Source organism: Variovorax rhizosphaerae, assembly GCF_037889975.1.
Taxonomy (GTDB): Bacteria; Pseudomonadota; Gammaproteobacteria; order Burkholderiales; family Burkholderiaceae_C; genus Variovorax; species Variovorax rhizosphaerae.
In genome coordinates, this window is sequence record NZ_JBBKZT010000008.1 from 363,882 (window position 1) to 387,726 (window position 23,845).

Annotated in this window: 27 protein-coding genes; 21 read left to right on the plus strand and 6 right to left on the minus strand. The window is 65.8% G+C overall.

The features are described 5' to 3' along the window. Positions 1–2: 2 nt before the first annotated feature. Positions 3–503: a ribonuclease E activity regulator RraA gene (gene rraA / locus WKW82_RS19140; protein ID WP_340343901.1), complete on the plus strand. Its 501-nt coding sequence runs from the start codon at positions 3–5 to the stop codon at positions 501–503. Positions 504–615: 112 nt separating this feature from the next. Here rraA and WKW82_RS19145 read toward each other — a convergent pair whose 3' ends face one another. Genes WKW82_RS19145 through WKW82_RS19155 form a run of 3 tightly spaced genes read right to left on the minus strand, consistent with a single transcriptional unit; the run spans position 616 to position 2,877 of the window. Continuing rightward, the gene (locus WKW82_RS19145; RefSeq protein ID WP_340343902.1) at positions 616–1,281 is read right to left on the minus strand and encodes a Rossmann-fold NAD(P)-binding domain-containing protein; all 666 of its coding nucleotides are present in this window, start codon (positions 1,279–1,281) and stop codon (positions 616–618) included. 3 nt (positions 1,282–1,284) lie between these two features. Beyond that, positions 1,285–1,653, minus strand: coding sequence for a thioredoxin family protein (locus WKW82_RS19150; RefSeq protein WP_340343903.1), 369 nt, complete (start codon positions 1,651–1,653; stop codon positions 1,285–1,287). 27 nt (positions 1,654–1,680) lie between these two features. Continuing rightward, on the minus strand, positions 1,681–2,877 hold the full coding sequence (locus tag WKW82_RS19155; RefSeq protein WP_340343904.1) for a YihY family inner membrane protein: 1,197 nt from the start codon (positions 2,875–2,877) through the stop codon (positions 1,681–1,683). Positions 2,878–3,002: 125 nt separating this feature from the next. Between WKW82_RS19155 and WKW82_RS19160 the strand changes: the two genes are divergently transcribed. From WKW82_RS19160 to dhaK, 17 genes are all read left to right on the plus strand, one after another. Further along, positions 3,003–3,416, plus strand: coding sequence for a DUF2069 domain-containing protein (locus WKW82_RS19160; RefSeq protein ID WP_422823521.1), 414 nt, complete (start codon positions 3,003–3,005; stop codon positions 3,414–3,416). Next, positions 3,413–4,831 (plus strand): FAD-binding oxidoreductase, encoded by a 1,419-nt coding sequence (locus tag WKW82_RS19165; protein WP_340343906.1) that lies wholly within the window; start codon positions 3,413–3,415, stop codon positions 4,829–4,831. The genes WKW82_RS19160 and WKW82_RS19165 overlap by 4 nt, the downstream gene beginning before the upstream one ends. 57 nt (positions 4,832–4,888) lie before the next feature. Then, the gene (locus tag WKW82_RS19170) at positions 4,889–5,158 is read left to right on the plus strand and encodes a type II toxin-antitoxin system CcdA family antitoxin (protein ID WP_340343907.1); all 270 of its coding nucleotides are present in this window, start codon (positions 4,889–4,891) and stop codon (positions 5,156–5,158) included. Position 5,159: 1 nt separating this feature from the next. After that, the gene (locus WKW82_RS19175) at positions 5,160–5,474 is read left to right on the plus strand and encodes a CcdB family protein (protein ID WP_340343908.1); all 315 of its coding nucleotides are present in this window, start codon (positions 5,160–5,162) and stop codon (positions 5,472–5,474) included. Between the two features lies 1 nt (position 5,475). Next, positions 5,476–6,309 (plus strand): thymidylate synthase, encoded by an 834-nt coding sequence (locus tag WKW82_RS19180; protein WP_422823522.1) that lies wholly within the window; start codon positions 5,476–5,478, stop codon positions 6,307–6,309. A gap of 70 nt (positions 6,310–6,379) precedes the next feature. Further along, positions 6,380–6,874, plus strand: coding sequence for a dihydrofolate reductase (locus tag WKW82_RS19185; RefSeq protein ID WP_340343909.1), 495 nt, complete (start codon positions 6,380–6,382; stop codon positions 6,872–6,874). Further along, positions 6,871–7,905, plus strand: a complete 1,035-nt coding sequence (locus tag WKW82_RS19190) for an NAD(P)H-dependent flavin oxidoreductase (RefSeq protein WP_340343910.1) — start codon at positions 6,871–6,873, stop codon at positions 7,903–7,905. Before WKW82_RS19185 ends, WKW82_RS19190 begins: the two co-directional genes overlap by 4 nt. Beyond that, on the plus strand, positions 7,902–8,960 hold the full coding sequence (locus tag WKW82_RS19195) for a phosphatidate phosphatase App1 family protein (protein WP_340343911.1): 1,059 nt from the start codon (positions 7,902–7,904) through the stop codon (positions 8,958–8,960). Before WKW82_RS19190 ends, WKW82_RS19195 begins: the two co-directional genes overlap by 4 nt. A gap of 410 nt (positions 8,961–9,370) precedes the next feature. Next, complete coding sequence (locus tag WKW82_RS19200) at positions 9,371–10,402, plus strand: LacI family DNA-binding transcriptional regulator (protein ID WP_340343912.1); 1,032 nt, start codon at positions 9,371–9,373, stop codon at positions 10,400–10,402. A 70-nt stretch (positions 10,403–10,472) separates the two neighbouring features. Next, entirely contained in the window at positions 10,473–11,795 is a 1,323-nt protein-coding gene (locus WKW82_RS19205) for an ABC transporter substrate-binding protein (RefSeq protein WP_422823527.1), read from the plus strand. Between the two features lie 33 nt (positions 11,796–11,828). Then, entirely contained in the window at positions 11,829–12,785 is a 957-nt protein-coding gene (locus WKW82_RS19210; RefSeq protein ID WP_340343992.1) for a carbohydrate ABC transporter permease, read from the plus strand. 7 nt (positions 12,786–12,792) lie between these two features. Then, positions 12,793–13,749, plus strand: a complete 957-nt coding sequence (locus tag WKW82_RS19215; RefSeq protein ID WP_340343914.1) for a carbohydrate ABC transporter permease — start codon at positions 12,793–12,795, stop codon at positions 13,747–13,749. Further along, positions 13,746–13,952, plus strand: coding sequence for a hypothetical protein (locus tag WKW82_RS19220; RefSeq protein ID WP_340343915.1), 207 nt, complete (start codon positions 13,746–13,748; stop codon positions 13,950–13,952). Before WKW82_RS19215 ends, WKW82_RS19220 begins: the two co-directional genes overlap by 4 nt. An 11-nt stretch (positions 13,953–13,963) precedes the next feature. Further along, positions 13,964–15,088 (plus strand): ABC transporter ATP-binding protein, encoded by a 1,125-nt coding sequence (locus WKW82_RS19225; RefSeq protein WP_340343916.1) that lies wholly within the window; start codon positions 13,964–13,966, stop codon positions 15,086–15,088. Further along, positions 15,081–16,109, plus strand: a complete 1,029-nt coding sequence (locus WKW82_RS19230; protein ID WP_340343917.1) for an ABC transporter ATP-binding protein — start codon at positions 15,081–15,083, stop codon at positions 16,107–16,109. Before WKW82_RS19225 ends, WKW82_RS19230 begins: the two co-directional genes overlap by 8 nt. 26 nt (positions 16,110–16,135) lie before the next feature. Further along, positions 16,136–16,756, plus strand: a complete 621-nt coding sequence (gene dhaL / locus WKW82_RS19235; protein WP_340343918.1) for a dihydroxyacetone kinase subunit DhaL — start codon at positions 16,136–16,138, stop codon at positions 16,754–16,756. 22 nt (positions 16,757–16,778) lie between these two features. Further along, positions 16,779–17,768 (plus strand): dihydroxyacetone kinase subunit DhaK, encoded by a 990-nt coding sequence (dhaK, locus tag WKW82_RS19240; protein WP_340343919.1) that lies wholly within the window; start codon positions 16,779–16,781, stop codon positions 17,766–17,768. A gap of 106 nt (positions 17,769–17,874) precedes the next feature. Here the strand turns inward: dhaK and WKW82_RS19245 are convergent, their stop codons facing one another. After that, positions 17,875–18,300, minus strand: coding sequence for a type II toxin-antitoxin system VapC family toxin (locus WKW82_RS19245; RefSeq protein WP_340343920.1), 426 nt, complete (start codon positions 18,298–18,300; stop codon positions 17,875–17,877). A gap of 6 nt (positions 18,301–18,306) precedes the next feature. Then, positions 18,307–18,564 carry a type II toxin-antitoxin system Phd/YefM family antitoxin gene (locus WKW82_RS19250; protein WP_340343921.1) on the minus strand — a complete coding sequence of 86 codons (258 nt, stop codon included), beginning with the start codon at positions 18,562–18,564 and terminating at the stop codon, positions 18,307–18,309. A 97-nt stretch (positions 18,565–18,661) separates the two neighbouring features. On the opposite strand from WKW82_RS19250, the gene WKW82_RS19255 reads away from it, so the two are divergent. Next, a complete protein-coding gene (locus WKW82_RS19255) occupies positions 18,662–19,387 on the plus strand; it encodes an SOS response-associated peptidase (protein ID WP_340343922.1) in 726 nt (241 codons plus the stop codon). A gap of 236 nt (positions 19,388–19,623) precedes the next feature. On the opposite strand, the gene WKW82_RS19260 is transcribed toward WKW82_RS19255, so the two are convergent. Continuing rightward, positions 19,624–21,102: a coniferyl aldehyde dehydrogenase gene (locus WKW82_RS19260; RefSeq protein ID WP_340343923.1), complete on the minus strand. Its 1,479-nt coding sequence runs from the start codon at positions 21,100–21,102 to the stop codon at positions 19,624–19,626. 844 nt (positions 21,103–21,946) lie between these two features. Between WKW82_RS19260 and xth the strand changes: the two genes are divergently transcribed. Further along, positions 21,947–22,720: an exodeoxyribonuclease III gene (gene xth / locus WKW82_RS19265; RefSeq protein WP_340343924.1), complete on the plus strand. Its 774-nt coding sequence runs from the start codon at positions 21,947–21,949 to the stop codon at positions 22,718–22,720. 93 nt (positions 22,721–22,813) lie between these two features. Continuing rightward, positions 22,814–23,833, plus strand: coding sequence for a Bug family tripartite tricarboxylate transporter substrate binding protein (locus tag WKW82_RS19270; protein WP_340343925.1), 1,020 nt, complete (start codon positions 22,814–22,816; stop codon positions 23,831–23,833). Positions 23,834–23,845: the final 12 nt, after the last annotated feature.

Consider the following 23,845-nt stretch of genomic DNA (forward strand, 5'->3'; position numbering starts at 1 on the left):
ACATGGCGTCCTTGCGCACGCTTGCGACAGCCGATCTCTGCGACCAGTTTGGCGATGAGGCCCAGGTCTGCCGTGCCCCCCTGCGGTCCTGGGGCGGGCGCAGCGAGGCCTGCGGAACGATCGCGTGCCTTCGAACCTTCGAGGACGCGGCATTGCTGCGCGCCCGGTTGGCAATGCCGGGCGAGGGCCGCATCCTTGTGGTGGACGGCGGCGCCTCCGAGCGCGTGGCCGTTCTTGGCGACAACATGGCGCGCCTCGCCATTCAAAACGGATGGCAAGGCCTTGTGATCAACGGCGCGGTACGCGATGCAGGCAGGCTGGCGTCGATGGATCTGGTCATCCTTGCGCTGGGCAGTGTCCCCATGCGCGGCGGCAAGTCGGGCGTTGGCGAGCGCGACGTGGTCGTCACCTTCGGGGGCGCCGTGTTCACGCCAGGGAGCTTCATCTGCATGGATCGCGACGGCCTCATCGTCTTGCCGGAGGCGCCCGCGTCGACCGCCTGATGCGGTCGACGGGAGCTGCTGGTTCCCCTCTCGAATCGTCGCAGACTTGCCGCCCCGTGGCGCCTGCGCGGGCGCAAGCCGCGCTCGGAAGAGGAGAAGAAAGGGCCGATCCTCAAGCCCCGAGCCGATTGATGTCCGCCATCTCCACGAACGGCGACGGCGCGCCACGCTTGACCACGGCCAGCATCGCGCGGCCGACCTTCTCGCTGGTGGTGACCATGTTCGGCGCGGTCTTCGACAGCACCCAGAACAGCGGCCCGGCCACGTTGTAGGCGGTCTGATACAGCGCCGTCTTGGATCGCACGCCATGCAGCGGCTGGATGATGCCGGGCCGGAACATGTAGGCGGCCTTGAACGGCAGCTTCAGCAGCGCGTTCTCCGCCGCGCCCTTGACCCGCGCCCACATCACCGACCCGCGCTCGGTGCTGTCACAACCGGCGCCCGTCACGAAGGTGAAAGTCATCTGCGGATTGAGCCGTGCCAGCACCGTGGCCGCGGCCAACGGCAGGTCGTAGCTCAACCGACGGTAGTCGGCCTCCGACATGCCCACGGATGACACGCCCAGGCAGAAGAAGCAGGCGTCGAAGCCCTTGAGCTTCGATTCGACCGCCGAGTAGTCGTAGAAGTCGCTGACGATCAATTCGCCGAGCTTGGGATCCGACTGGCCGAGCGGACTGCGCCCCACCGCCACCACGCGCTCCACGTCGGGGTCGAGCAGGCATTCCCGCAGCACACCCTGGCCAACCATGCCGCTGGCGCCGAAAAGCAGGACTTTCATGGATCAGATCTCGAATTGTTCAGGGGTCTGGCGCAACGCGGCCAGCAGCGTGTTCACCTCGGGGTCGGCCACGCGGGCCGGCTGCAGCGACGCGAGCATGCGCGAGAGCGTCTCGGCATGCGGCAGCATCGGCCCGACGAAACGGGTGCCCTCGTCGCCAGCAACGAGGATCGTCGGAAAGGTCTCCACATCGAAGTCGTCGGCGATTTCGGCATGGTCCTCGATGTCGACCCAGGCAAAGCGGAGCGATGGATGCGCCTTGGCCACCTGCTCGAACAGCGGACGGTATTCGCGGCAGGCCCCGCACCATTCGGCGCAAAGGCACACCACCCAGAGGGCGTCATCGGCGGGGGATTGGAGTACGGCGTTCAAGGAAGGCGGATTATCGATCGGGTGAAATTACAGTGCATCGCGCAGGCGCAGTTCAGCCAGTGGCGCCTTCTGCCAAACCGACTGCAGCGTGTCCACCGGCGGCAACAGCAGCCGCCCGATCAGGGGAACGAGCGATGTGCGGTCCGGGTCGGCCAGCAGCACGAAGCGCGGGTCGTCGCTGGCGAATTCCTCGGCCAGCGGCGCGATCCAGTCCATCGCGACCAGCGCTTCCAGCACCGGCGCAAGCTGCAGCGCGTCGACGCGGATGCGCTGCACCAACTGGGCGCCGCCGAGTCCGCGCAATGGCGTCGACTGGGCCTCGTGCAGGTTCTGCAGCACTTCGAGCGCCAGCTGGAAGCGCCAGCCCGCCGCATTGCCGCGCCGCGCCACGCCGGTCAGCAGGCTCGGCAGGTAGGCCGCGATGACGGCGCCAAGCAAGACGATCACCCACGCGATGTAGATCCAGACCAGCAGGATCGGCACGATCGCAAAGGCGCCATACAGCACCGAATAGGTCGGCATCGCGCCCAGGTAAAAAGCCAGCAGCCGCTTGGCGATGCCGATCGCGATCGCCACGAAAATCCCGCCGGCCCAGGCATGCGCCCATCGCACGGAGGTGTTCGGCACGAAGCGGTAGAGCGCCGCCAAGCCACCCGCGAACAGCAGGAATTCGAACAGGTCGAAACCCAGGTTGAACAGCGAATCGGCGCCCACGAAGGTCCGCGCCGAGAACACGTAGAGGCTCGCCGACGTCACCAGCGGCCCCAGCGTGATGGCCGCCCAGTAGATCAGCACGCGCTGCGCCAGCGGTCGGGGCCGCGGCACGCGCCAGATGCTGTTCAACGTCTTGTCGATCGTGAGCATCAGCGCCACCGCCGTCGCCAGCACGATCACCAGACCGACGATGCCCAGCCCGCTGGCCTTGCTCGAAAACTGGTTCAGATAGTCGAGCACCTGGCGCGCGATGTTCTCGGGGATCAGGCTCTCGATCAGCCAGCGCTGGAGACGCCCGCGCATGTACGCGAACATCGGAAACACCGTGAACAAGGCCAGCGCCACGGTAAAGAAGGGCACCAGGGCAATGGTGGTGGTGAAGGTGAGGCTGCTGGCCGTCAGGCCAAGCCGGTCTTCACGAAAACGCTTCCCGAGGACGGCGGCGGTGTTGCGCCAGGGAAATTGCGAGAGGTCCTGCAGCCACTGACGGGGATTCATGGCCGGTATCATAGGTGCCCCCCAAGGCTGCCCGACACCGGCGTATCGCTCTCCCAACCTGCTCGCCGGAAGCCGCATCGGCTGCCCGGCAAGACCGGGTCCCCTGAAGTTGCCGTGAGGGGGCCCGCCACCATCCAATGCCTCCATTGACCACCACCGCAACGCCCTCTTCCTCCGTCTCCCTGACCCGCTTGTTGGCTGTGGGCAGCCTGGTCGGCCTGATCGTGCTCGGGCTGGCCTGGGAGATGTGGCTGGCGCCGGTGCGACCGGGCGGCTCCTGGCTGGCGCTCAAGGTGCTGCCGCTGATCGTGCCGCTGGCCGGGCTGCTGAAGAACCGCATGTACACCTACCGCTGGGTCAGCCTGATGGTCTGGCTCTATTTCACCGAAGGCGTGGTGCGCGCCTGGAGCGACGTGCTGCCCCTGAGCCGCGCGCTGGCGCTGCTGGAAGTGGCCCTGTGCCTCGTCCTCTTCGCCGCCTGCGCATTCCATGTGCGCCTGCGCCTGCGCAACGCCGCGGCGCAACACCCGACCGAGACTGCCTCCTCATGACCGATTTGCTGGACCAATTGCGCGCCATAGTCGGCGCTCCCAACGTGCTCACCGAAGGCGATCTCACCGCCTACGAGCAGGACTGGCGCAAGCGCGATCGCGGCAAGGCGCTGGCGGTGGTGCGGCCGGGCAGCACCCGGCAGGTGGCCGACGTGGTCAGGGCCTGCGCAGTTGCCGGCACCTCGCTCGTGCCGCAAGGCGGGAACACCGGCCTCGCGGTCGGCTCGACGCCGGATGCCAGCGGCGAACAGGTCGTGCTGAGCCTGCAGCGGATGAACGCGGTGCGCGAGCTGGACGGCGCCAACATGACCGTGACGGTGGAAGCCGGCTGCGTACTCCAGTCGCTGCAGGAGGCTGCCGAAAAGGCCGGCTACCTGTTCCCCCTGAGCCTCGCCGCCGAAGGCAGTTGCACCATCGGCGGCAACCTCGCGACCAACGCCGGCGGCACGCAGGTCGTGCGCTACGGCAACACGCGCGACCTGTGCCTGGGCCTCGAAGTGGTCACGCCGCAGGGCGAGATCTGGGAAGGCACGAGCGGCCTGCGCAAGGACAACACCGGCTACGACTTGCGCGACCTGATGATCGGCAGCGAAGGCACGCTGGGCATCATCACCGCCGCGACGATGAAGCTCTACCCGATGCCTGCCGCGCAGCTCACGGCCTGGGCGGCAGTGCCGTCGCTGGACCACGCGGTGACGCTTCTGGGCCTCGCGCACCAGTACCTGGGCGCCGGCCTGACCGGCTTCGAGGTGATGGGCCAGTTCGCATTGAGCCTGGTGGTGAAGCACTTCCCCGCCATGCGCGTGCCGTTCGCTGGAGATGAATCGGCCCCCTACTGCGTCTTGTTGGAGAACTCCGACAGCGAATCCGAAGGCCATGCCCGCGCGCGCTTCGAGGCGCTGATGGAGAAGGCCTTCGAGGACGGCTGCATCACCGATGCCGTCGTGGCCGAGAACCTCACGCAGGCGCACCAGCTCTGGCACATCCGCGAAAGCATCCCGCTCGCGCAAGCCGAGGAAGGCCTCAACATCAAGCACGACATCTCGATCGCCGTGTCGCGCATCCCTGCGTTCGTGGCCTCGACCGACGCGCTGCTGCAGCGCGCGATTCCCGGCGTGCGCCTGGTCAACTTCGGCCACCTCGGCGACGGCAACCTGCACTACAACGTGCAGGCCCCGGCCGATGGCGATTCGAAGGCCTTCCTGCGGGACGAGGAAGCGCGCGTGAACGGCCTCGTGTACGACGCGGTGGCCAAATTCGGCGGCTCCTTCTCGGCCGAACACGGCATCGGCGCACTCAAGGTCGACAAGCTGGAGAAGCACAAGTCCCCGGTGGCGCTCGGCATGATGCGCGCGATCAAGCGCGGGCTCGATCCGCAGAACATCCTCAATCCGGGGCGGGTGCTGCGGGCTTGAGCGCAGGCAAGTCATGCGCGTAAACTATGCGCATAGACCATGCCCCTCGGAGGCCACATGCTACGTTTCGACAACGCGCCCAAGAAGGCGACCAATCTTTCCCTGAACAGCAAGGTGCTGGAAATGGCACGCGAACTGGGCATGAACGTGTCCCAGACCGTGGATGGCCTGCTGGCCGAAGAGGTCAAGCGGCGCTATTGGGAAAAATGGGCCGAGGACAACAAGGAAGGCATCGCGGCCTATAACGCCCGGATCGCAAAGGAAGGGATACCTCTGGCGAAGTACCGGACGTTTGCACGCAGCCTGGGCGACGGAAAGAAGGGCTGAGATGGCGCGCTTCGATGTCTATGCCAATCCGGATTCCGAGAGCCGCGCGACGATCCCGTTCATGCTGGATGTCCAGAGCAATCACCTCGGCGGCATGGACACCCGGGTTGTCGTGCCATTGTTCGCCAGCGCCCGATTCAGCGTCCGCCTGCCCAGCCTCAACCCTCTCCTCGATGTCTCCGGCAAGGCGGTCGTGATGGACACCGCGTCCATCGGCGCCATTCCAACAGCCGACCTGCGCCGCCCGGTCGCCAACATCACAAATCACCAATCCGAGATCCAGGACGCCCTCGACACCTTGTTCGGAGGCTATTGACATGACCCCCCGCCCCATCCGCTCCCAATACGAAGACTTCATGCGCCACGTCGACACGCACGGCGTGTTCAAGGCCGACCGCACCGGCACCGGCACCAAGAGCGTGTTCGGCTACCAGATGCGCTTCGACCTCAACGAAGGCTTTCCGCTGGTCACCACCAAGAAGGTGCACCTCAAGTCCATCATCCAGGAACTGCTGTGGTTCCTCACCGGCTCCAGCAACAACAACTGGCTCAAGGAGCGCGGCGTCACGATCTGGGACGAATGGGCGCGCGAGGATGGTGACCTGGGCCCCGTCTACGGCGTGCAATGGCGCAGCTGGCCCACGCCCGACGGCGGCCACATCGACCAGATCAGCGACGTCATCAAGACGCTCAGGAGCAACCCCGATTCGCGCCGCATCATCGTGAGCGCCTGGAACGTGGCCGAGCTGTCGAAGATGGCGCTGATGCCCTGCCATGCCTTCTTCCAGTTCTACGTGGCGCCGCCGCAGGCCGAGGGCGAGCGCGGAAAGCTCAGCTGCCAGCTCTACCAGCGCAGCGCCGACATCTTCCTGGGCGTGCCCTTCAACATCGCGAGCTATGCCCTGCTCACGCACATGGTCGCGCAGCAGTGCGACCTGGACATGGGCGACTTCGTCTGGACCGGCGGCGACTGCCACATCTACAGCAACCATGCCGAGCAGGTCGCGCTGCAACTGAGCCGCACGCCGCATCCGTATCCCACGCTGCACATCAAGCGCAAGCCGTCGTCGATCTTCGAGTACGAATACGAAGATTTCGACGTGCTGGACTACCAGCACCATGCGGCGATCAAGGCGCCGGTCGCGGTGTAGCCTTCGGGTCGGCGCGGGCGCGCATGCGGAGTGGGCACAATCGATTCCCCGTGAACATCCGCCGCGCCCCATGACCCTCAACCTCATCTTCGCCCGCGCCGCCAATGGCGTGATTGGCATCAACGGCAAGCTGCCCTGGCACCTGCCGGAGGACTTGGCCCACTTCAAGCGCACCACCGTCGGCTGCCCCGTCATCATGGGCCGCAAGACCTGGGATTCGCTGCCGCCGAAGTTCCGGCCGCTGCCGGGTCGCACCAACATCGTCGTGACCCGCCAGCCGGACTGGCACGACACCGGCGCGCAACGCGCGTCGAGCCTGCCCGAGGCATTGGCGACCTGCGCCCCTGGCGCCGACGTCTGGGTCATCGGCGGCGCCCAGATCTACGCCGAGGCCGCACCGCTCGCGACCCGCGCCGTCGTCACCGAGATCGACCGCGACTTCGATGGCGATGTGCACGCGCCGGAACTGGGTGCGGACTGGCACGAAGTGGCCCGCGAACCGGGCGTCTCGACCAACGGCCTGCCCTTCAGCTTCGTGACCCTGCAAAGGAGTGCCCCGACATGAACATCCAGCAGCTGTTCGGCATCGAACTGCCGATCATCCAGGCCCCGATGGCCGGCGTGCAAACCAGCGCGATGGCCATTGCCGTGTCCAACGCGGGCGGCCTCGGCTCGCTGCCCTGCGCCATGCTCACGCCCGATGGCCTGCGCACCGAGCTGAAGGCCATCGCGGCGCAGACCACGCGGCCCTACAACGTCAACTTCTTCTGCCACCAACCCATCGAGCCCGACCCCGCGCGCGAGGCGAAATGGCGCGCCGTCCTGGCGCCCTATTACACGGAGCTCGGCATCGACCCCGCCGCGGTGCCTGCCGGCGGTGGACGCGCGCCCTTCTCGGCCGAGGTGGCCGAGCTGATCGCCGAGTTCAAGCCGCCCGTGCTGAGCTTTCACTTCGGACTGCCCCCTTCAGAGCTGCTCGACAAGGTGAAGGGCTGGGGCGCCAAGGTCATCGCCTCGGCCACGACGGTGGAGGAAGCGCGCTGGCTCGAAGCCCACGGCGTCGATGCCGTCATCGCCCAAGGCGTCGAAGCGGGCGGCCATCGCGGCATCTTCCTGAGCGACGACCTCACGACACAGGTCGGCACGATGGCGCTGTTGCCACAGGTGGTGCGCGCAGTGAAGGTGCCCGTCATCGCGGCCGGCGGCATTGCGGACCGCCAAGGTGTCGTGGCCGCGCTGGCGCTGGGCGCGGCCGGCGTGCAGATCGGCACCTCCTTCCTGTTGTGCCCCGAGGCCTCGACATCCCCACTGCACCGCGCCGCGCTGCAGAGCCCGCGTGCCGAACACACCACGCTCACCAACGTCTTCACTGGCCGTCCGGCACGCGGCATGTACAACCGGATCATGAAGGAGCTGGGCGCGCTGAGCGATGCACCGCCCGCCTTCCCGTTCGCTACCGCCGCGCTCGCGCCGCTGAAGGCCGCCGCCGAGACGCTGGGCCGCGACGACTTCTCCACGCTGTGGTCGGGGCAGAACGCCACGGGTTGCCGCGCCATTCCGGCGGCAGAACTGGTGCGCACACTGGTACCGTCATGAGGCATTTGCTGGCGTGGCTCGCGCTGGCGCTGGTGGCCTCCGCGCTGCATGCCGCGCCCTTGCGGCCCAAGGACGAAGTGCTTTTCATGCCGGGCACCGCGCGCGTCCTTCCCGACGGGCAATACGAGCTCGACGTGCATGCCTGGCTCTATCACAAGTCGCGCATCCGCGGAATCAATTCGGCGCTGGCGCGCTTCCTGGACATCGACCTGCCGACATTGACGCCGTCTGCGCGCGGACGCTTCGAGGAGCGCACCGGCCTGTTCCACACGCATTCGAACGACGAGAGATTCATCGGCATCGTGCTCGACGGGACCAAGCATCCCCTTCCCCTGCCGCGCACCGAGGACAACGGCCGCAGCAACGCCCGCGTCGTCGTGCCGGCTTCCCAGGTGCGCAGCAAGGACCGCTTCGTGCGCTTCCATGCCTGGACCTCCGTCGGCGACGCGCGCCGCTTCCGGGGCCAGGCCTTGCTGGTTCCGCCGGAAGGCTTGTCGGTGGTCTCGGACATCGACGACACCATCAAGCAGACCCACGTGCGCAACCGGCACGAGATGCTGCTGAACACCTTTGCGCGCCAGTTCGCACCGGTTCCCGGCATGGCCGACAGATTCCGGATGATGTCGGCGGCCGACTCCAGCACGCGTTTCCACTACGTCTCGGGCAGTCCGATCCAGCTCTATCCCCCGCTGGCCGACTTCCTGCGTGACGGCGCCTTTCCGCCGGGCAGCGTGCACCTGCGCGAAAGCACCACCTGGCGTTCCCTGCTGACGACGGACGCCACGCGGTCGCACAAGCTGAGCGCTATCGAACGCCTGATGGAAGACTTTCCGCGGCGTCGCTTCCTGCTCATCGGCGATTCGGGCGAGTCCGACCCCGAGACCTACGCCGAACTCGCGCGCCGCCATCCCGAGCGCGTCGTCGCCGTGGTCATCCGCGACGTGACCGAGGAAAGTCGCGATGCGCCGCGCTACGTGAGCGCATTCCAGGACGTGGACCCGGCGCGCTGGCACGTGCTCGCCGACGGGGCTGATTGGCCGGAACTGCCGCGCTGAGAAGGGGCAAATCCTCCTACGGCGGCCACCGATCTCGGGCCTGCGGTCCTCGCCGCACGGGTGTTCGGCTCCGGTGCGCGAACGGCCTTCCGGCAGGCGCCCTCGCTACGAAATCTTCACCCCGTCTCACCCCGTCTTACGCCGTCTTACGCCGTCTCACTCCGTCTCATCCCTTCTCCTGTTCTCCTGTTCTCCTCTTCTCCACGCCTCAGGATCGGGCAGACCTCTGCAGAGAAGCGGTCTCGGTTGGAAGACGACATCGACTTGAACGCCGGCGCGCAATCCCCCGCTTCCCCAGCGGTCCGGTAGCCCGGCAACCGACAAGCGCGTTCGGGCGCCGAATGCTCCAAAACCCTGATTGATTTATTTACTGATGTTAATAGCATTCAAAAATCAATACGACATCAAGCATGTCCGCCACCCCCACCATTGCCGACATCGCCCGCATCGCTGGCGTGGGAACGGCCACGGTCGACCGGGTCCTGAATCGCCGCCCCGGCGTCAATGCCGAGACAGTGCAACGCGTCATGCAGGTGGTGGACGAGTTAGGCACGCCGCAACAACCCGGCAGGCCGCGCAAGGGCGCCAACGCGCGCTTCGCCTTCGTGCTACCGGCTGACGAATCGCCCTTCGTCGACCTGGTCGAACGCCAGATCGCCCAGGCCGCCGGCGACTTCCGCCACGCGCGCATCACCGAGATCACCCACCGCATCGACACCTTCGACCCGGTGCGCTTCGCCGAAGAACTGGCCCAGGTCGGCGACTGCGAAGGCATCGCGCTGATGGCGCCCGACCTGCCTCCGATCAAGCGGGCCATCAACGAACTGGTGCGTGCCGGCGTGCATGTGGTCACCCTCTTCTCCGACGTGGCCGGGTCCATGCGCGAGACCTGCATCGGCGCGGACAGCCGCGCCGCGGGCCGTACGGCAGGACTGCTGCTCGGCCGCATGGCGGGCGGTGGCAAGCGCGATACGCTGCTGCTCTCGTCGCAGGCCACGCGGCTCAGCTCCGAGATCGAGCGGCGCATCGGCTTCGCGCAGGTCCTCGAAGAGCGCTTCCCCGCTCTGAAATTGCAGCGCACGCCCGACCTGCCACCCGACAACGATGGTGCCTGCGAGACGCTGCTGCAAACCCTGCGCGGCGACATCGACCCGGCCCGCGTAGCCGGCATCTACAACGTCGGCTCGGGCAGCGCCGGTGTCGCCCGCGCCTTGGGCGAGGCGGGCCTGCTTCCCCAAGCCGGCGCGATTGCCCATGACCTCACCGACGAGCACGGCTCGCTGCTGTCGGCGAACGCGCTCAGCTACGTCCTGCACCAGGACATCCATTACTGCGTATTGACGGCGGCGCGCGTGTTGCGCGCCCTGTGCGAGAACGTCCGCGGCGCACTCAACGTGGTGCAGCCGCGCATCGAGATCCTGACGGCCGAAAACCTTCACTGAACGGCAGCCGGGTATGTGTCCTTGAAACCCCTTGTTTTTCTGGAGACTGCTCATGAAATCGATCTCGAAGATGCTGCCGGGGGTGCTCGCCCTGGCAACGGCCACCGTTCTCGGCCTCACCAGCGCCAACGTGCAGGCGCAGGACAAGACCATCACCCTGTGCTGGGCGGCATGGGACCCGGCGAACGCGCTGGTCGAACTCTCGAAGGACTTCACCGCCAAGTCGGGCGTGAAGATGAAGTTCGAGTTCGTGCCCTGGACCAACTTCGCCGACCGCATGCTCAACGAGCTCAACTCCAAGGGCAAGCTGTGCGACCTTATCATCGGTGACAGCCAGTGGATCGGCGGCTCGGCCGAGCAGGGCCACTACGTCAAGCTCAATGACTTCTTCGCCAAGGAAGGCATCAAGATGACCGACTTCGCGCCCGCCACCGTGGTGGGCTATGCGGAGTGGCCGAAGAACACACCCAACTATTGGGCCCTGCCCGCCATGGCAGACGCCGTGGGTTGGACCTATCGCAAGGACTGGTTCGCCAAGCCCGAGATCCAGGCCGAGTTCAAGGGCAAGTACAAGCGCGACCTCGCGCCACCCAAGACCTGGACCGAGTTCAAGGAAGTCTCGGAGTTCTTCCAGGGCAAGACCATCGACGGCAAGAAGGTCTACGGCGCCTACATCTTTACCGAGCGCGGCTCCGAGGGCATCACGATGGGCGTGACCAACGTGCTCTACCCCTTCGGCTTCAAGTACGAAGACCCGAAGAAGCCGTATGCCATGCAAGGCTTCGTCAACTCGCCCGATGCGGTGCGCGGCCTCGAGTTCTACAAGTCGATCTACAAGGGCAGCACGCCGCCCGGCCTGACCAACGCGTACATGGGCGAAGGGCTCGATGCCTTCAAGTCCGGCCAGGTCGCGATGATGATGAACTGGTTCGCGTTCTTCCCGGGCCTCTACAAGGACCCGAACGTCGGCGGCGACAAGATCGGCTTCTTCACCAATCCGTCAGACAAGACCAAGGGCGTGCAACTGGGCGGCCAGGGCATCTCGGTGGTGTCGTACTCGGCCAATCGGAACGAATCGCTGCAGTACATCAAGTGGTTCGCGAGCCCTGAGGTGCAGAAGAAGTGGCAAGCCATCGGCGGCTCGTCGGCCGCCAAGGCGGTGCTGGACGACCCCGGCTACCCCAAGAGTTCACCCTTCGCGCAAGCCTTCCTCGACTCGATGGGCATGGTGGTCGACTTCTGGGCCGAGCCTTCGTACGCGCAACTGATGCTCGCCATGCAGAAGCGCACACATGACTACGTGGTGGCCGACAAGGGCACCGCCAAGGAGGCACTGGACGCGCTGGTCGTTGACTGGGGCAAGGTGTTCAAGGACGATGGCAAGTCCAAGTAAGGCGCAACGACCGTGAGCGCCATCCGTCCACCGATGCCGAGCCCGACCCCTGGAATCGTCGCCCGCGTTGCCGAAGCCACGCCACCGGCCGTGGCGATGCGCATGCGCGGCTTGTCGGACCGGGCAATCGCGTGGCTCTTCGTCGGGCCGACGATGGTGCTCCTGCTCGCGATCAACATCTTCCCGTTGATCTGGACGATCAAGCTGTCCTTCACCAACTACCGGGCCAACCGGCCCAACGCCAACGTGCTGGACGTGGGCATCGACAACTACGTGTCGGTGCTGACGGACCCGGACATCTGGCTGGCCATGCAGGCGACGGCGCACTTCCTGTTCTGGACCATCTTCCTGCAGATGACGATCGGGTTTGCGCTGGCCTATCTCATCGACCGCAAGTTCCGCGGGCATGGGTTCTGGACCACGATGATCCTGATTCCGATGATGCTGTCCCCTGCGGTCGTCGGCAACTTCTGGGCCTTTCTCTACCAGCCGCAGATCGGGTTGTTCAACTACGCGGTGTCCTTCCTCACCGGCGTGCCGGCCTCGTCCTTCGAGATGATCGGTTCGGTGAAGCTGGCGCCGTGGGCGATCATCATCGTGGACACGTGGATGTGGACGCCCTACGTGATGCTGATCTGCTTGGCGGGGCTGCGCTCGATACCGGACTACATCTACGAGGCCGCCGAAGTGGACCGGGCCTCGAAGTGGCGGCAGTTCTGGTCGATCACGCTGCCGATGGTGCTGCCCTTCATCATGCTGGCGGTGCTGTTCCGCGGCATCGAGAACTTCAAGATGTTCGACATGGTGAACCTGCTGACCTCGGGCGGGCCGGGGTCGGCGACGGAACTCGCTTCGATCACCTTGAAACGCGAGGCCTTCGAGAAATGGCGCACGGGCTATTCGTCGGCGTTCGCGATCATCCTCTTCGTGTCGGTGTTCGGGCTGGCGAACATCTACGTGAAGGCGCTCAATCACGTGAAGAACCGCTGAGGACGACATGAGCCAAGGCATCAGCACCGCGCATTCCGTCGTCGAACCGAGTTCACGCACGCGCTGGTTCGCGGGCTCGGTGGTCGTGCTCTATGCGCTGATCACGATGATTCCGCTCGTGTGGATCATCCTGACGGGATTCAAGACGCCGCCGGATTCGATCAGCTACCCGCCGAAGATCGTCTTCACGCCGTCGCCGCAGGGCTACTGCAACCTGTTCACGACACGCTCGCGCCAGACGCCCGAATACGTCGCCGCGCTGCCGCCGGCCACCGAGACCTGCGACAAGGTCGCGCGCGCCGACAACATGGTGATCGCCGGGCCGTCGAACTATGTGCCGCGCTTCATCAACTCGCTGATCATCGCGTTCGGTTCCACCGTGCTCTCGGTGGGCTTCGGCGTGATGGCGGCCTATGCCTTCTCGCGCTTCAAGGTGCCGCTGAAGGACGACCTGCTGTTCTTCATCCTGTCGACGCGGATGATGCCGCCTATCGCCGTGGCGATCCCGATCTACCTGATGTACCGGGAGCTCGGCTTGTCGGACACGCGGCTGGGGATGATCCTGCTCTACAGCGCGGTCAACGTGTCGCTCGCGGTGTGGCTGCTCAAGGGCTTCATCGACGAGATACCGCGCGAGTATGAGGAAGCCGCGATGGTCGACGGCTACACGCGGTTGCAGGCCTTCCGCAAGGTGGTGTTGCCGCAGGCGACGACCGGGATCGTTGCCACGTCCATCTTCTGCCTGATCTTCGCGTGGAACGAGTATGCGTTCGCAGTTCTGCTGACGTCCGGCACTGCACAGACCGCGCCGCCTTTCATCCCCATCATCATCGGCGAGGGTGGACAGGACTGGCCGGCAGTGGCTGCTGGGACCACCCTGTTCCTGATACCGATCCTTGTCTTCACGATCCTGCTGCGAAAGCACCTGCTGCGCGGCATCACCTTCGGAGCGGTGCGCAAATGAACTTGCCCACCTCCACGCACGAACAACGCCGCTGGCCCCGATGGCTGCGACGCGGCCCGATGGAAATCGTCGCCTGCATCGTCATCACCGCCGGGCTGGTGATGATGCTTCAACCGCTGGCGATGGTGCTCTACACCTGGTCGTTCGTGACGACGTTGTTCGGCACCCTGCTGTTCATGGTCGTATCGAAGTTCCCCGAGTAGCGGAGTTTGAAATGGCCGACATCCGCGTCCACCACCTCCACAAGGCCTTCGCCGACTTCACCGCGGTCAAGGACTCGACCTTCACCGTGCACGACGGCGAATTCTTCTGCCTGCTCGGCCCCTCGGGCTGCGGCAAGACCACCACGCTGCGCATGATCGCGGGGCTGGAGTTGCCGACCTCCGGCCAGATCTTCCTCGGCGACGAGGACGTGAGCTTCAAGCGTGCGTCGGCCCGCGACATTGCCTTCGTGTTCCAGATGTTCGCGCTGTACCCGCACATGAACGTGCGGCGCAACATCGCCTTTCCGCTGGTGTCGCAGGGCATGCCGCGCAACGAGATCAATCAGGCCGTCGAACAGGCCGCACGCACCTTGCGCATCACGCATCTGCTCGACAAGCCGGTGTCGGGCCTGTCCAGCGGCGACCGGCAACGCGTGGCGCTCGGCCGCGCGATCGTCCGGCAGCCACTCGCCTTCCTCATGGACGAACCCCTCGGCGCACTCGATGCCGAATTCCGCGAGGTCATGTGCCAGGAACTGCGCGCCCTGCACGACCGCCTGCATGCCACCACCGTCTACGTCACGCATGACCAGATGGAAGCGATGGCGATGGCCGATGTCATCGCCATCATGAACGAGGGCGTCATCGAGCAACTCGGCGCGCCGCTGGAGGTGTACGAGCGGCCGGCCAGCGTCTTCGTCGCCGACTTCATCGGTGCACCGTCCATGAACTTCCTGCCCTTCGAGGCGGCGATGGCCAGCGGTGACGATGCGATCCACATCGGCCCCGCGAAGGTCATCGTGCCGGCCGCGCGCGAAGACATCTCGGCGCGCAACCTGCTCTGCGGCGTGCGGCCCGAGCATGTGCGCTTTCACGACGACTCCATGCTGCGCGCCGAAGTGCTCGGCACCGAGTACCTCGGCACCAGCACCGTCGTCACGCTGGCCACCGCACAAGGCGCGACGGTGCGCGCGAAGGTCGACGTCGCGAATCCAGCGCGGCGCGGCGACCACGTCGGCCTCGCATTCGATGCGCGCGCCGTGTCGCTGTTCGACGCAAGCTCCGGACGCGCGCTGCGCACCGCACGCGACGACCAGCCCCACGCTATCCGACGCCAGGGAGCACGCCATGGCTGAGCTTCGCCTCACCAACGTGGGCAAGCGCTTCGGCGCGATCCAGGCTGTCGATAGCCTGCACCTCGACATCCCGAGCGGCGAGTTCTTCGTGCTGCTCGGCCCCAGCGGTGCCGGCAAGACCACGACCTTGCGCCTCGTGGCCGGACTGGAGCAGCCGGACGCAGGCAACGTCTACATCGGCGGACGCGAGGTGACAGCGCACGCCCCCGCACTTCGCGACGTGGCCTTCGTGTTCCAGCAGTACTCGCTCTACCCGCACCTCAGCGTCTTCGACAACCTCGCCTTTCCGCTGCGCTCTCCGCTGAGGCCCACGCCTGAACGAGAGGTCCGCCGCAAGGTCGAGGAGGTCGCCCACATGCTGCGCATCCACGACAAGCTGAAGAACCCCGCGACCAAACTCTCAGGCGGCCAGATGCAGCGCGTCGCCATCGGCCGCGCCCTCGTGCGCAGCCCGTCGATCTACCTCATGGACGAGCCGCTCTCCTCGCTCGATGCCAAGCTGCGCAATGACCTGCGCCTCGAACTCAAGCGCATCCAGCAGGACCTCGGCGCCACGATGCTCTACGTCACGCACGACCAGATCGAGGCGATGACCATGGCCACGCGCATCGGCGTGCTCGATGCCGGCGTGCTGGTGCAGGTCGGCACGCCGCAGCAGATCTACGAGGACCCGCGCAGCAGCCACGTCGCCGCGCGGCTCGGCTCACCCCGCATCAACCTCTTTCCGCGCGCGCTGGTGCCTGGCGTGGCCGGGCCGCAGCAGGCGGTCACGGTCGGCGTGCGCGCCGAGCACCTGCGCATCCATCGCGACGCCAGCAACACCGCGCACCGAGACGCTCGCGTCAAGCGCATCGAGCGCCTGAGCGACCAGCACCTGGTGCACGTCGGCCTCGACGACAGCGACCAGGAGTTGATCGTCTCCGCGCCCGGCGGCGACAGCTTCGCGCCCGACGATGCCGTGCGCGTCGAACTCATGCGCCCGCTCTGGTTCGACGCCGAGGGCCAGCGTATCGCCGCTTGAATGCATCACAACCAGGGAAGAACGACATGCCATACACCGACCTCATCCGCAACGCCACGCAGACGCTCATCGATCACGTCGACGAACTCACCGAACTCGACCAGGCCATCGGCGACGGCGACCACGGTCTCAACATGCGGCGCGGCGCGCTCGCCATCCAGGGCAAGCTCGACGACATGGCCGGCCAGTCGCTCAATGACGCGCTGCGCACCATGGGCATGACCTGCATGTCGACCATCGGCGGTTCGTCGGGCCCGGTGTTCGGCACGCTGATGGTCACGCTCGGCAAGGAACTGCCCGACCCGCCGACCGCTGCCGCACTGGCCAGCGCGGTCGACGCCGGCATCAAGGCGTTGACGCGGCTCGGCAAGGCGGAGGTCGGCCAGAAGACCCTGCTCGACGTGCTCGATCCGGTGCAGAAGGTGCTGGCCGAGGGCGGCGACAACCTCACCGCGCGCGTGCGCGACTGCGCCTTCAAGAGCGCCGAGGCCACTGCCGCGATGGACGCCATCAAGGGCCGCGCCTCCTTCCTCGGCGACCGCGCGCTCGGTCATGTGGACCCGGGTTCGCGTTCGATGGCATTGGTCATCGGTTCGATCTGTGACAGCCTTTCCTCGCCCGCGCCGACCTCTTCCCTCTCTGCATGACTCGCCAGAAAGCCCCTGCCAAATGAAGAAGCTCATCAACGACGTCGACAACATCCTGACCGAATCCCTCGACGGCTTCACCGCCGCGCATGCCGACATCGTGACGCTCGGCGAGGGCGGCCTGTTCGTGCGGCGCAAGACGCCCAAGCCCGGCAAGGTGGCGCTGATCTCGGGTGGCGGCTCCGGCCATGAACCGCTGCATGCCGGCTTCATCGGCCACGGCATGCTCGACGCGGCCTGCCCCGGCCAGGTCTTCACCTCCCCCACGCCCGACCAGATGCTGGCCGCCGCGCAGGCCGTGAACACCGGTGCCGGCGTGCTGTTCATCGTCAAGAACTACTCCGGCGACATGATGAACTTCCAGATGGCCGCGGAGATGGTCGACTGCGACAACGAAACCGTCATCGTCAACGACGACGTGGCCGTGGAGAACTCCACCTACACGACCGGCCGGCGCGGCGTGGCCGGCACGCTCATCGTCGAGAAGATCGTCGGCGCCGCGGCGGAACGCGGCGACTCGCTCGCACAACTGAAGGTGCTCGGCGATGCGGTCAACAAGGCGACCGCGTCGATGGGCGTGGCGCTGACCTCCTGCACCGTGCCGGCCGCTGGCAAGCCGACCTTCCAGATCGGGCCGGACGAGATGGAGATGGGCGTCGGCATCCATGGCGAGCCGGGGCGCCGCCGCGTCAAGCTTGCGTCGGCCGACGACATCGCGGCAGAGCTGACGAGCGCGATCCTCAAGGACCTGTCTTTGAAGGCCGGGCAGGAGGTGATCCTGCTGGTGAACGGCTTCGGAGGCACACCGCTGATGGAGCTGTACCTGATGGTCAACTCGGTGCGCAAGATCTTGAGCGGCCATGGCCTGAAGGTGGCGCGCTTCCTCACCGGGCCGTACGTCACCTCGCTGGAGATGGCCGGTTGCTCGGTGACGGTGACGGCTGTGGATGCGCAAACGCTAGCACTGTGGGATGCGCCGGTGCATACGGCCGCCTTGCGCTGGGGCGTCTGACCGGCGGGCCTTCAGGCCGCTTCGGCGCGCGAGGGTTCCGCGTCGACGACTGCATCAGGGCTTCGAGGATGCGTTGAATACCGTCGCCTGAAAAGACGCGAACGTTCTACCGCGCGGACCGACCCGCAGTTGTCGCGAAAGGATTGAATATTTCGACGCCAAGTGCCTTGAAGTCCGCGACATTCCGGGTTGCAACAGTGAGCCCATGGACTCGCGCCGTCGCGGCGATCATGGCGTCTTCGTAGAGCGTGTCGGACTTCCTGTGCATCAGGCGCGCCCAGTTCCGGAATGCCGGCACGTCCATTGGCAAGACGTTATAGGCCCCAGACAGCATCTCGAGCCAGGCTTCGATTTCGTCGGCCTTTCCGGTGTCCTGCTCCCGCGTCAACTCGACGCCAGCCTGGATCTCGCCCAGGGTCACGGCTGACAGGAAAAGTTGCGCGTCATCCATTGCTTCGATCCAGGCGACCACTGCGCCCTGAGGTCGAGGCTTGCGGAGTCCGGAGACGACGTTGGCATCCAGCAGGTCCATGCGGCGCTACCGGATCGACGTCACACTGCGGCGCCTTGCGCCTCCTCGGCCGGGCACGATCATGTCCGGGCGCGCCGTGTCCGAAAGCAGCAGTTGCTTCAACGACGGGCGCGCAGCCGACTGCAGGCGTAGCCACTCTTGCACCGGCACCAGAACAGCTGCCTCGGCACCTCGCTTGGTCACCATCTGCGGCCCTTCCGAGAGGCACGCCTCCAGAAATTCGCTGAACCGCGCTTTTGCATCCTGAACAGGCCACGTACGCATCCAAACTCCAACAGACTAGTTATTTGACTAGTCTGCCAACAGTCTCGTTGCGTGTCGAACACCGGAGCCAGAAGCCTGCGACACAATCGCGACTCTCATGTGCACCCGCTACACCCCACCCGACTGGGCCGCCATCGAGCGCGAGTGGCTCATCGGCGCCCGCAACCAGCCGCCCTGGCCCGCCGAGATCTTCCCGCGCTCGCCCGGCCCCTTCATCCGCCGTGCGCGCGATGAGGTCGACTACGCACGCGAACTCGTCGTCGGCCAATGGGGCCTGATCCCCTGGTTCGCGACCGAGCCCAAGCTCAAGTTCCCCACCAGCAACGCGCGCTCCGAAGAGCTGTCAGCGAAGGCAAGCTACAAGCAGCCATGGGCGCGCGGCCAACGCTGCATCATTCCGGCCACCACCTTCGATGAACCCAACTGGGAAACCGGCAAGAACGTCTGGTGGACCTTCAGCCGCGCCGACGGCGCGCCATGGGGCCTGGCCGGACTGTGGAACCTCTGGACCGACAAGCTGACCGGCGAGGTACACGAGAGCTACACCATGCTCACCATCAACGCGGACGCGCATCCGCTGATGAGCCGCATGCACAAGCCCGACCCCAAGCTCGGCCCCGATCAGCAGGACAAGCGCAGCGTGATCCCGATCGAGCGAGGGGATGTCGACCAGTGGCTGGCCGGCACAGTCAAGGAAGCAACCGAGTTGCTGCGCCTCGCACCGGACTACGTATTCGTCGGTGCGCCCTCCATCGCGCCAGTTCCGCCACCGAAGAAGCCGAAGCCGCCGCAGGATCCACCGCAACAGCCCGGCCTTTGGTGATGCGCGGCAACGTCCGTCCACACGGGGTGGCGTGGCGCCGCTTCAGTGCCAGGCGCCAGAAGGCGTGAAGATTTCGTAGCGAGGGCGCCGAGGTCGGGTTGAGGAGCGGAACCGCACTCTCGTGCGGTGACAACGAAGTTGCGGCAGAGGCTGACAACTGCGCAAAGCGCTTGTCATGCCGGAGCCAACACCGCAGCCCCGAGATCGGTGGCCGCAGTAGAAAGGTTCGCGCCTTCTCAATGCTTGTCTGGCGTGCCGCCCAGGCTCGCATCGGGCGTGCCGAGGAAATACTTCATCGTCAGCCGCTGCGCAAAGTTGCCATACGGCGGGTAGAACAGGTCCACCGGGAAGAAGCGATGGCGCTTGAACACCGTCTTCGCGTGCGACAGCTCGCGGAAGCCTTCCTCGCCGTGGTAATTGCCCATGCCCGAGTTGCCGATGCCGCCAAACGGAGCATCGTGGTTCACCACATGCCAGCCCCAGTCGTTGACCGCCACACCGCCCGAGTGGGTGCGCGCGAGCAGTTCATCGCGCTCCGCGCTGTCGTGGCTGAAGCAGTACAGGGCGAGCGGCCGTTCGCGGTCGTTGATGTAGTTGATGGCCTCTTCCATCGTGTCGTAGGGCACCACGGGCAGCAGCGGACCGAACAATTCCTCGCTCATCACCAGCATGTCGGGCTTCAGGTTCGTGATGATCTGCAGCGGCAACGAGCGGTCGCCGCCCGTGGGCATCGGGCCACAGGACTCGATGTTCGCGCCCTTGGCACGGGCGTCGTCCAGCAGTCTGGTGAGGCGCGCGTACTGGCGGTCGTCGACCACCGAGGTGAAGTCGGGGTTGCCCGCCGTCTTGCCGTTGTAGAAGCTCTGCACCGTGCTGCGCACGCCGGCGATGAACTCGTTGATGCTCTCGCGCGGCACCAGCGCGTAGTCGGGCGACACGCAAATCTGGCCGGCATTGGTCGTCTTGCCGTGCGTGATGCGCTTGGCGGCATCGGTCACGGAATAGTTGCGGGTGACCAGCGCGGGCGACTTGCCGCCGAGCTCCAGCGTCACCGGCGTCAGGTTGGCTGCCGCGGCACGCATCACGATCTTGCCGACCGCCGGCGAGCCGGTGAACACGATGTGGTTGAAGGGCAGCGTGGTGAAGACGCTCGGGTCCACCAGTTCCTCGCCGACCACGGCCACCAGGTCTTCCGGGAACACCTCGGCCAGCATCTTGCGCAGCACCACGTTGGTGGCCGGGGTGGCCTCCGGCATCTTGATCATCACGCGGTTGCCCGCCGCCAGCGCAGCGATGGCCGGGCCGATCGACAGGTAGATCGGGAAGTTCCACGGCGTCACCACGCCGACGACACCCTTCGGTTGGTACCGCACCGTCACGCTGTTGGTCTTGAACAGCAGTTCGGGCGAGCGGCGGCTCGACTTCATCCAGCCCTTCAGGTGCGAAATGGCATGGCTGGCTTCCATCGTGCAGCCCAGCAGGTCGAGCATCTTCGATTCGGCATGCGACCGGAAGCCGAAGTCCTTGCTCATCGAGTCGGCCAGCACGTCCTGGTAGCGCTGCAGCTGGGTCTTGACCGCCTTCACGCGCGCAACGCGCTCGGAGCCGGAGGGATAGGGCTGTGCCCGGTAGGCGGCTTGCTGCGCGGCGAAGAGTCGCGCGACGCGGTCGTTGGCTTCGAGGGCTGCGGGAGTCTGGAATGGAGCGTTGTTCATGGAGTATCTCCAGGGGAGGGCGTGCGCGCAGGGTTGGAATGTCGGCGCATCTCGACATGGCGAATTTTCAGGGTCATCCTGGCGGGTGCCTAGATTCAACTCCGACACTTCTGAGGTGAAATCCTGCCAAACAGCTCACCCCCGAATCATCGCCTGGTCGAAAGTCGACGAGATTCAGGACAGGCCCGCCCGAGTCAGGCAAGGGCTCGTGCCCGGCTCGGGCGCTCATGGTGCGTCCATGCGATCGAGGCGTCAACCAGTTGTCCACAACGAGGACGGTGGCTCGCGCCCGGAAAACATCGAGACGTCTTGCATGGAGAGGCTGGGGGGAAAGGCGCTGATGAACGGTCTTGGCAATGAAAGTCATTATTTCCAGTTCAAAGCAGGAAACCAGGAGACTAGAAGACTTGTCAGTTCTTGCACAGACAGCAAAAGGCTACATGCGGTCAGGTCCCAGCGCGTAGTGCAAGTCTTCAGCCCGGACAGGGCTGAGGTAAACGGTACTCGGCAGGCCGCTGCGGGCAGCCGAGTTAGAGCAGACCGGCCAGCAGTGGCCGCAGGCACAGCAGTTCGCGCAGCAGCAGGAAACCGAAAGGCAGCAGCGGAACCCGCAATGGGCGCAACAGCAAGCACAGTCGCAGGGGAACGCGCAAGGAATGACGCTGTAGAAGCAGGTACAGCGGCTGCGTCTTGATTTACCTTGCGCAGCAAACACGGGTCGCCCACCGCATCGGTCGGTTCGTCGCAAGCGCCGACCGCCGCCGTGGACAATCCTGCGCCGTCGACAATTCCTTGCCACCAATCCCAAGAGTTCTTCGCATCAAGAATCTACAAGATACAAAAAATGAAAATCGCCACCTGGAACGTCAACTCCCTCACCGCCCGTCTGCAGCATGTGCTCGACTGGCTGATCGCCAATCCGGTCGACGTGCTCTGCCTGCAGGAGCTGAAGACGACCGACGACAAGTTTCCGCTGGAGGTGCTCAAGTCGGCCGGCTACGAAGCCGCGGTGTTCGGCCAGAAGACCTACAACGGCGTCGCCATCCTGAGCCTGCAACCGGTGCGCGACGTGGTGAAGAACATCAGCGGCTTCGCCGACGAGCAATCGCGCGTGATCGCCGCCACCATCGACACGCCGGTCGGTGAAGTGCGCGTGGTGAATGGCTACTTCGTCAACGGCCAGGCCCCCGGCTCGGAGAAGTTCGAATACAAGATGAACTGGCTCGATGCGTTGCGCGAATGGTTGCGCCAGGAAATAGTTGCGCACCCGAACCTCGTGCTGCTCGGCGACTTCAACATCGTGCTGGAAGACCGGGACAGCTTCGACCCCATCGGCCTGGCCGAGACCATCCACCACACGACCGCGGAGCGTGACCAGTTCAAGGCCCTGCTCGCACTGGGCCTCACCGATGCGTTCCGCCTGTTCGACCAGCCCGAGAAAAGCTTCTCATGGTGGGACTACCGCATGCTCGGCTACCAGAAGAACCGCGGCCTGCGCATCGACCACATCCTCGTCAGCGCGCCCCTCGTGCCGCAGGCCAAGAGCTGCGTGATCGACCGGGTGCCGCGCAAGTGGAAGACGCCGAGCGACCATGCGCCGGTGGTGCTGGAGATCTGACACGGGACGTGTCCGTCGAAAGTGTTGATTTGTCTTGCAATGTATAGGACCATTTAATACATTTACGGCTCGTCAACTCTTCACGGACGAGCCATGGATGACGCTTCCGGCCGCAACCCGGCCAGCACGCGGCGAACCTTCCTAGCGAACGCGGCCTGCCTCGCGGGGGTGTCCGCAGGCCTGCTGCACGGCGCCGACGCGCTGGCGCAGGCGCCCTTTCCGAGTCACCCGCTGCGCTTCGTGGTGCCCTTCCCCGCGGGTGGCCCGACCGACATCGTCGCCCGACCGCTGGCCCTGCTGCTGGGCGAACCGCTCAGGCAGCAAGTGGTGGTCGACAACCGCGGCGGCGCGGGCGGCGCGATCGCGGCGGAGTTCGTGGCCAAGTCGTCACCCGACGGCTACACGCTGCTGATCGGCACCGTCGGCACGCAGGCGATCAATGCCACGCTCTACAAGAAGCTGCCTTACGACCCGGCGCGAGACTTCACGCCGCTGGCGCTGGTGGCGAGCGGCCCGGTGGCGCTGGTCACCAGTGCGGAGGCGCCATGGCCGACCATGGCCGCCTTCGTCGCCGCGGCCAAGGCCAAGCCGGGGTCGATCACCTTCGGCTCCGCCGGCAACGGCACGCCGGGCCACCTGACCGGCGTGCTGTTCGCCAAGGCCGCCGGCATCGAGTTGCGGCACGTTCCCTACCGGGGAAGCGCACCGGCAGTGACCGACCTGCTCGGCAACCAGATCAACGCCATGTTCGACCCGCTCCAGTCCGTGCTGACCCAGGTGCAGGCCGGCAAACTGCGCCCTCTCGCCATCAGCGGCGCCGCGCGCTCGCCCGTGCTGCCGGACGTGCCGACGATGGCCGAGTCCGGCCTGAAGGACATGGTGGCCGAAGCGTGGTGGGGTGTCTACGCACCGGCCAATTTGCCAGCCCCCATCGCACAAACGCTGCGCACCGAGATCGAACGCGTCGTGCGCTCCGATGCCTACCGCGAAAAGCTGGGCAGCCTGGGCGTCGTGCCGACCGCCATGACCGGCGAGGCCTTCGTCGAGTTCAACCGCGCCGAACTGGCCCGATGGGGCAAGGCCGTGCGCGACTCCGGCGCCTCGCTCGACTGACTTTCACCCTTC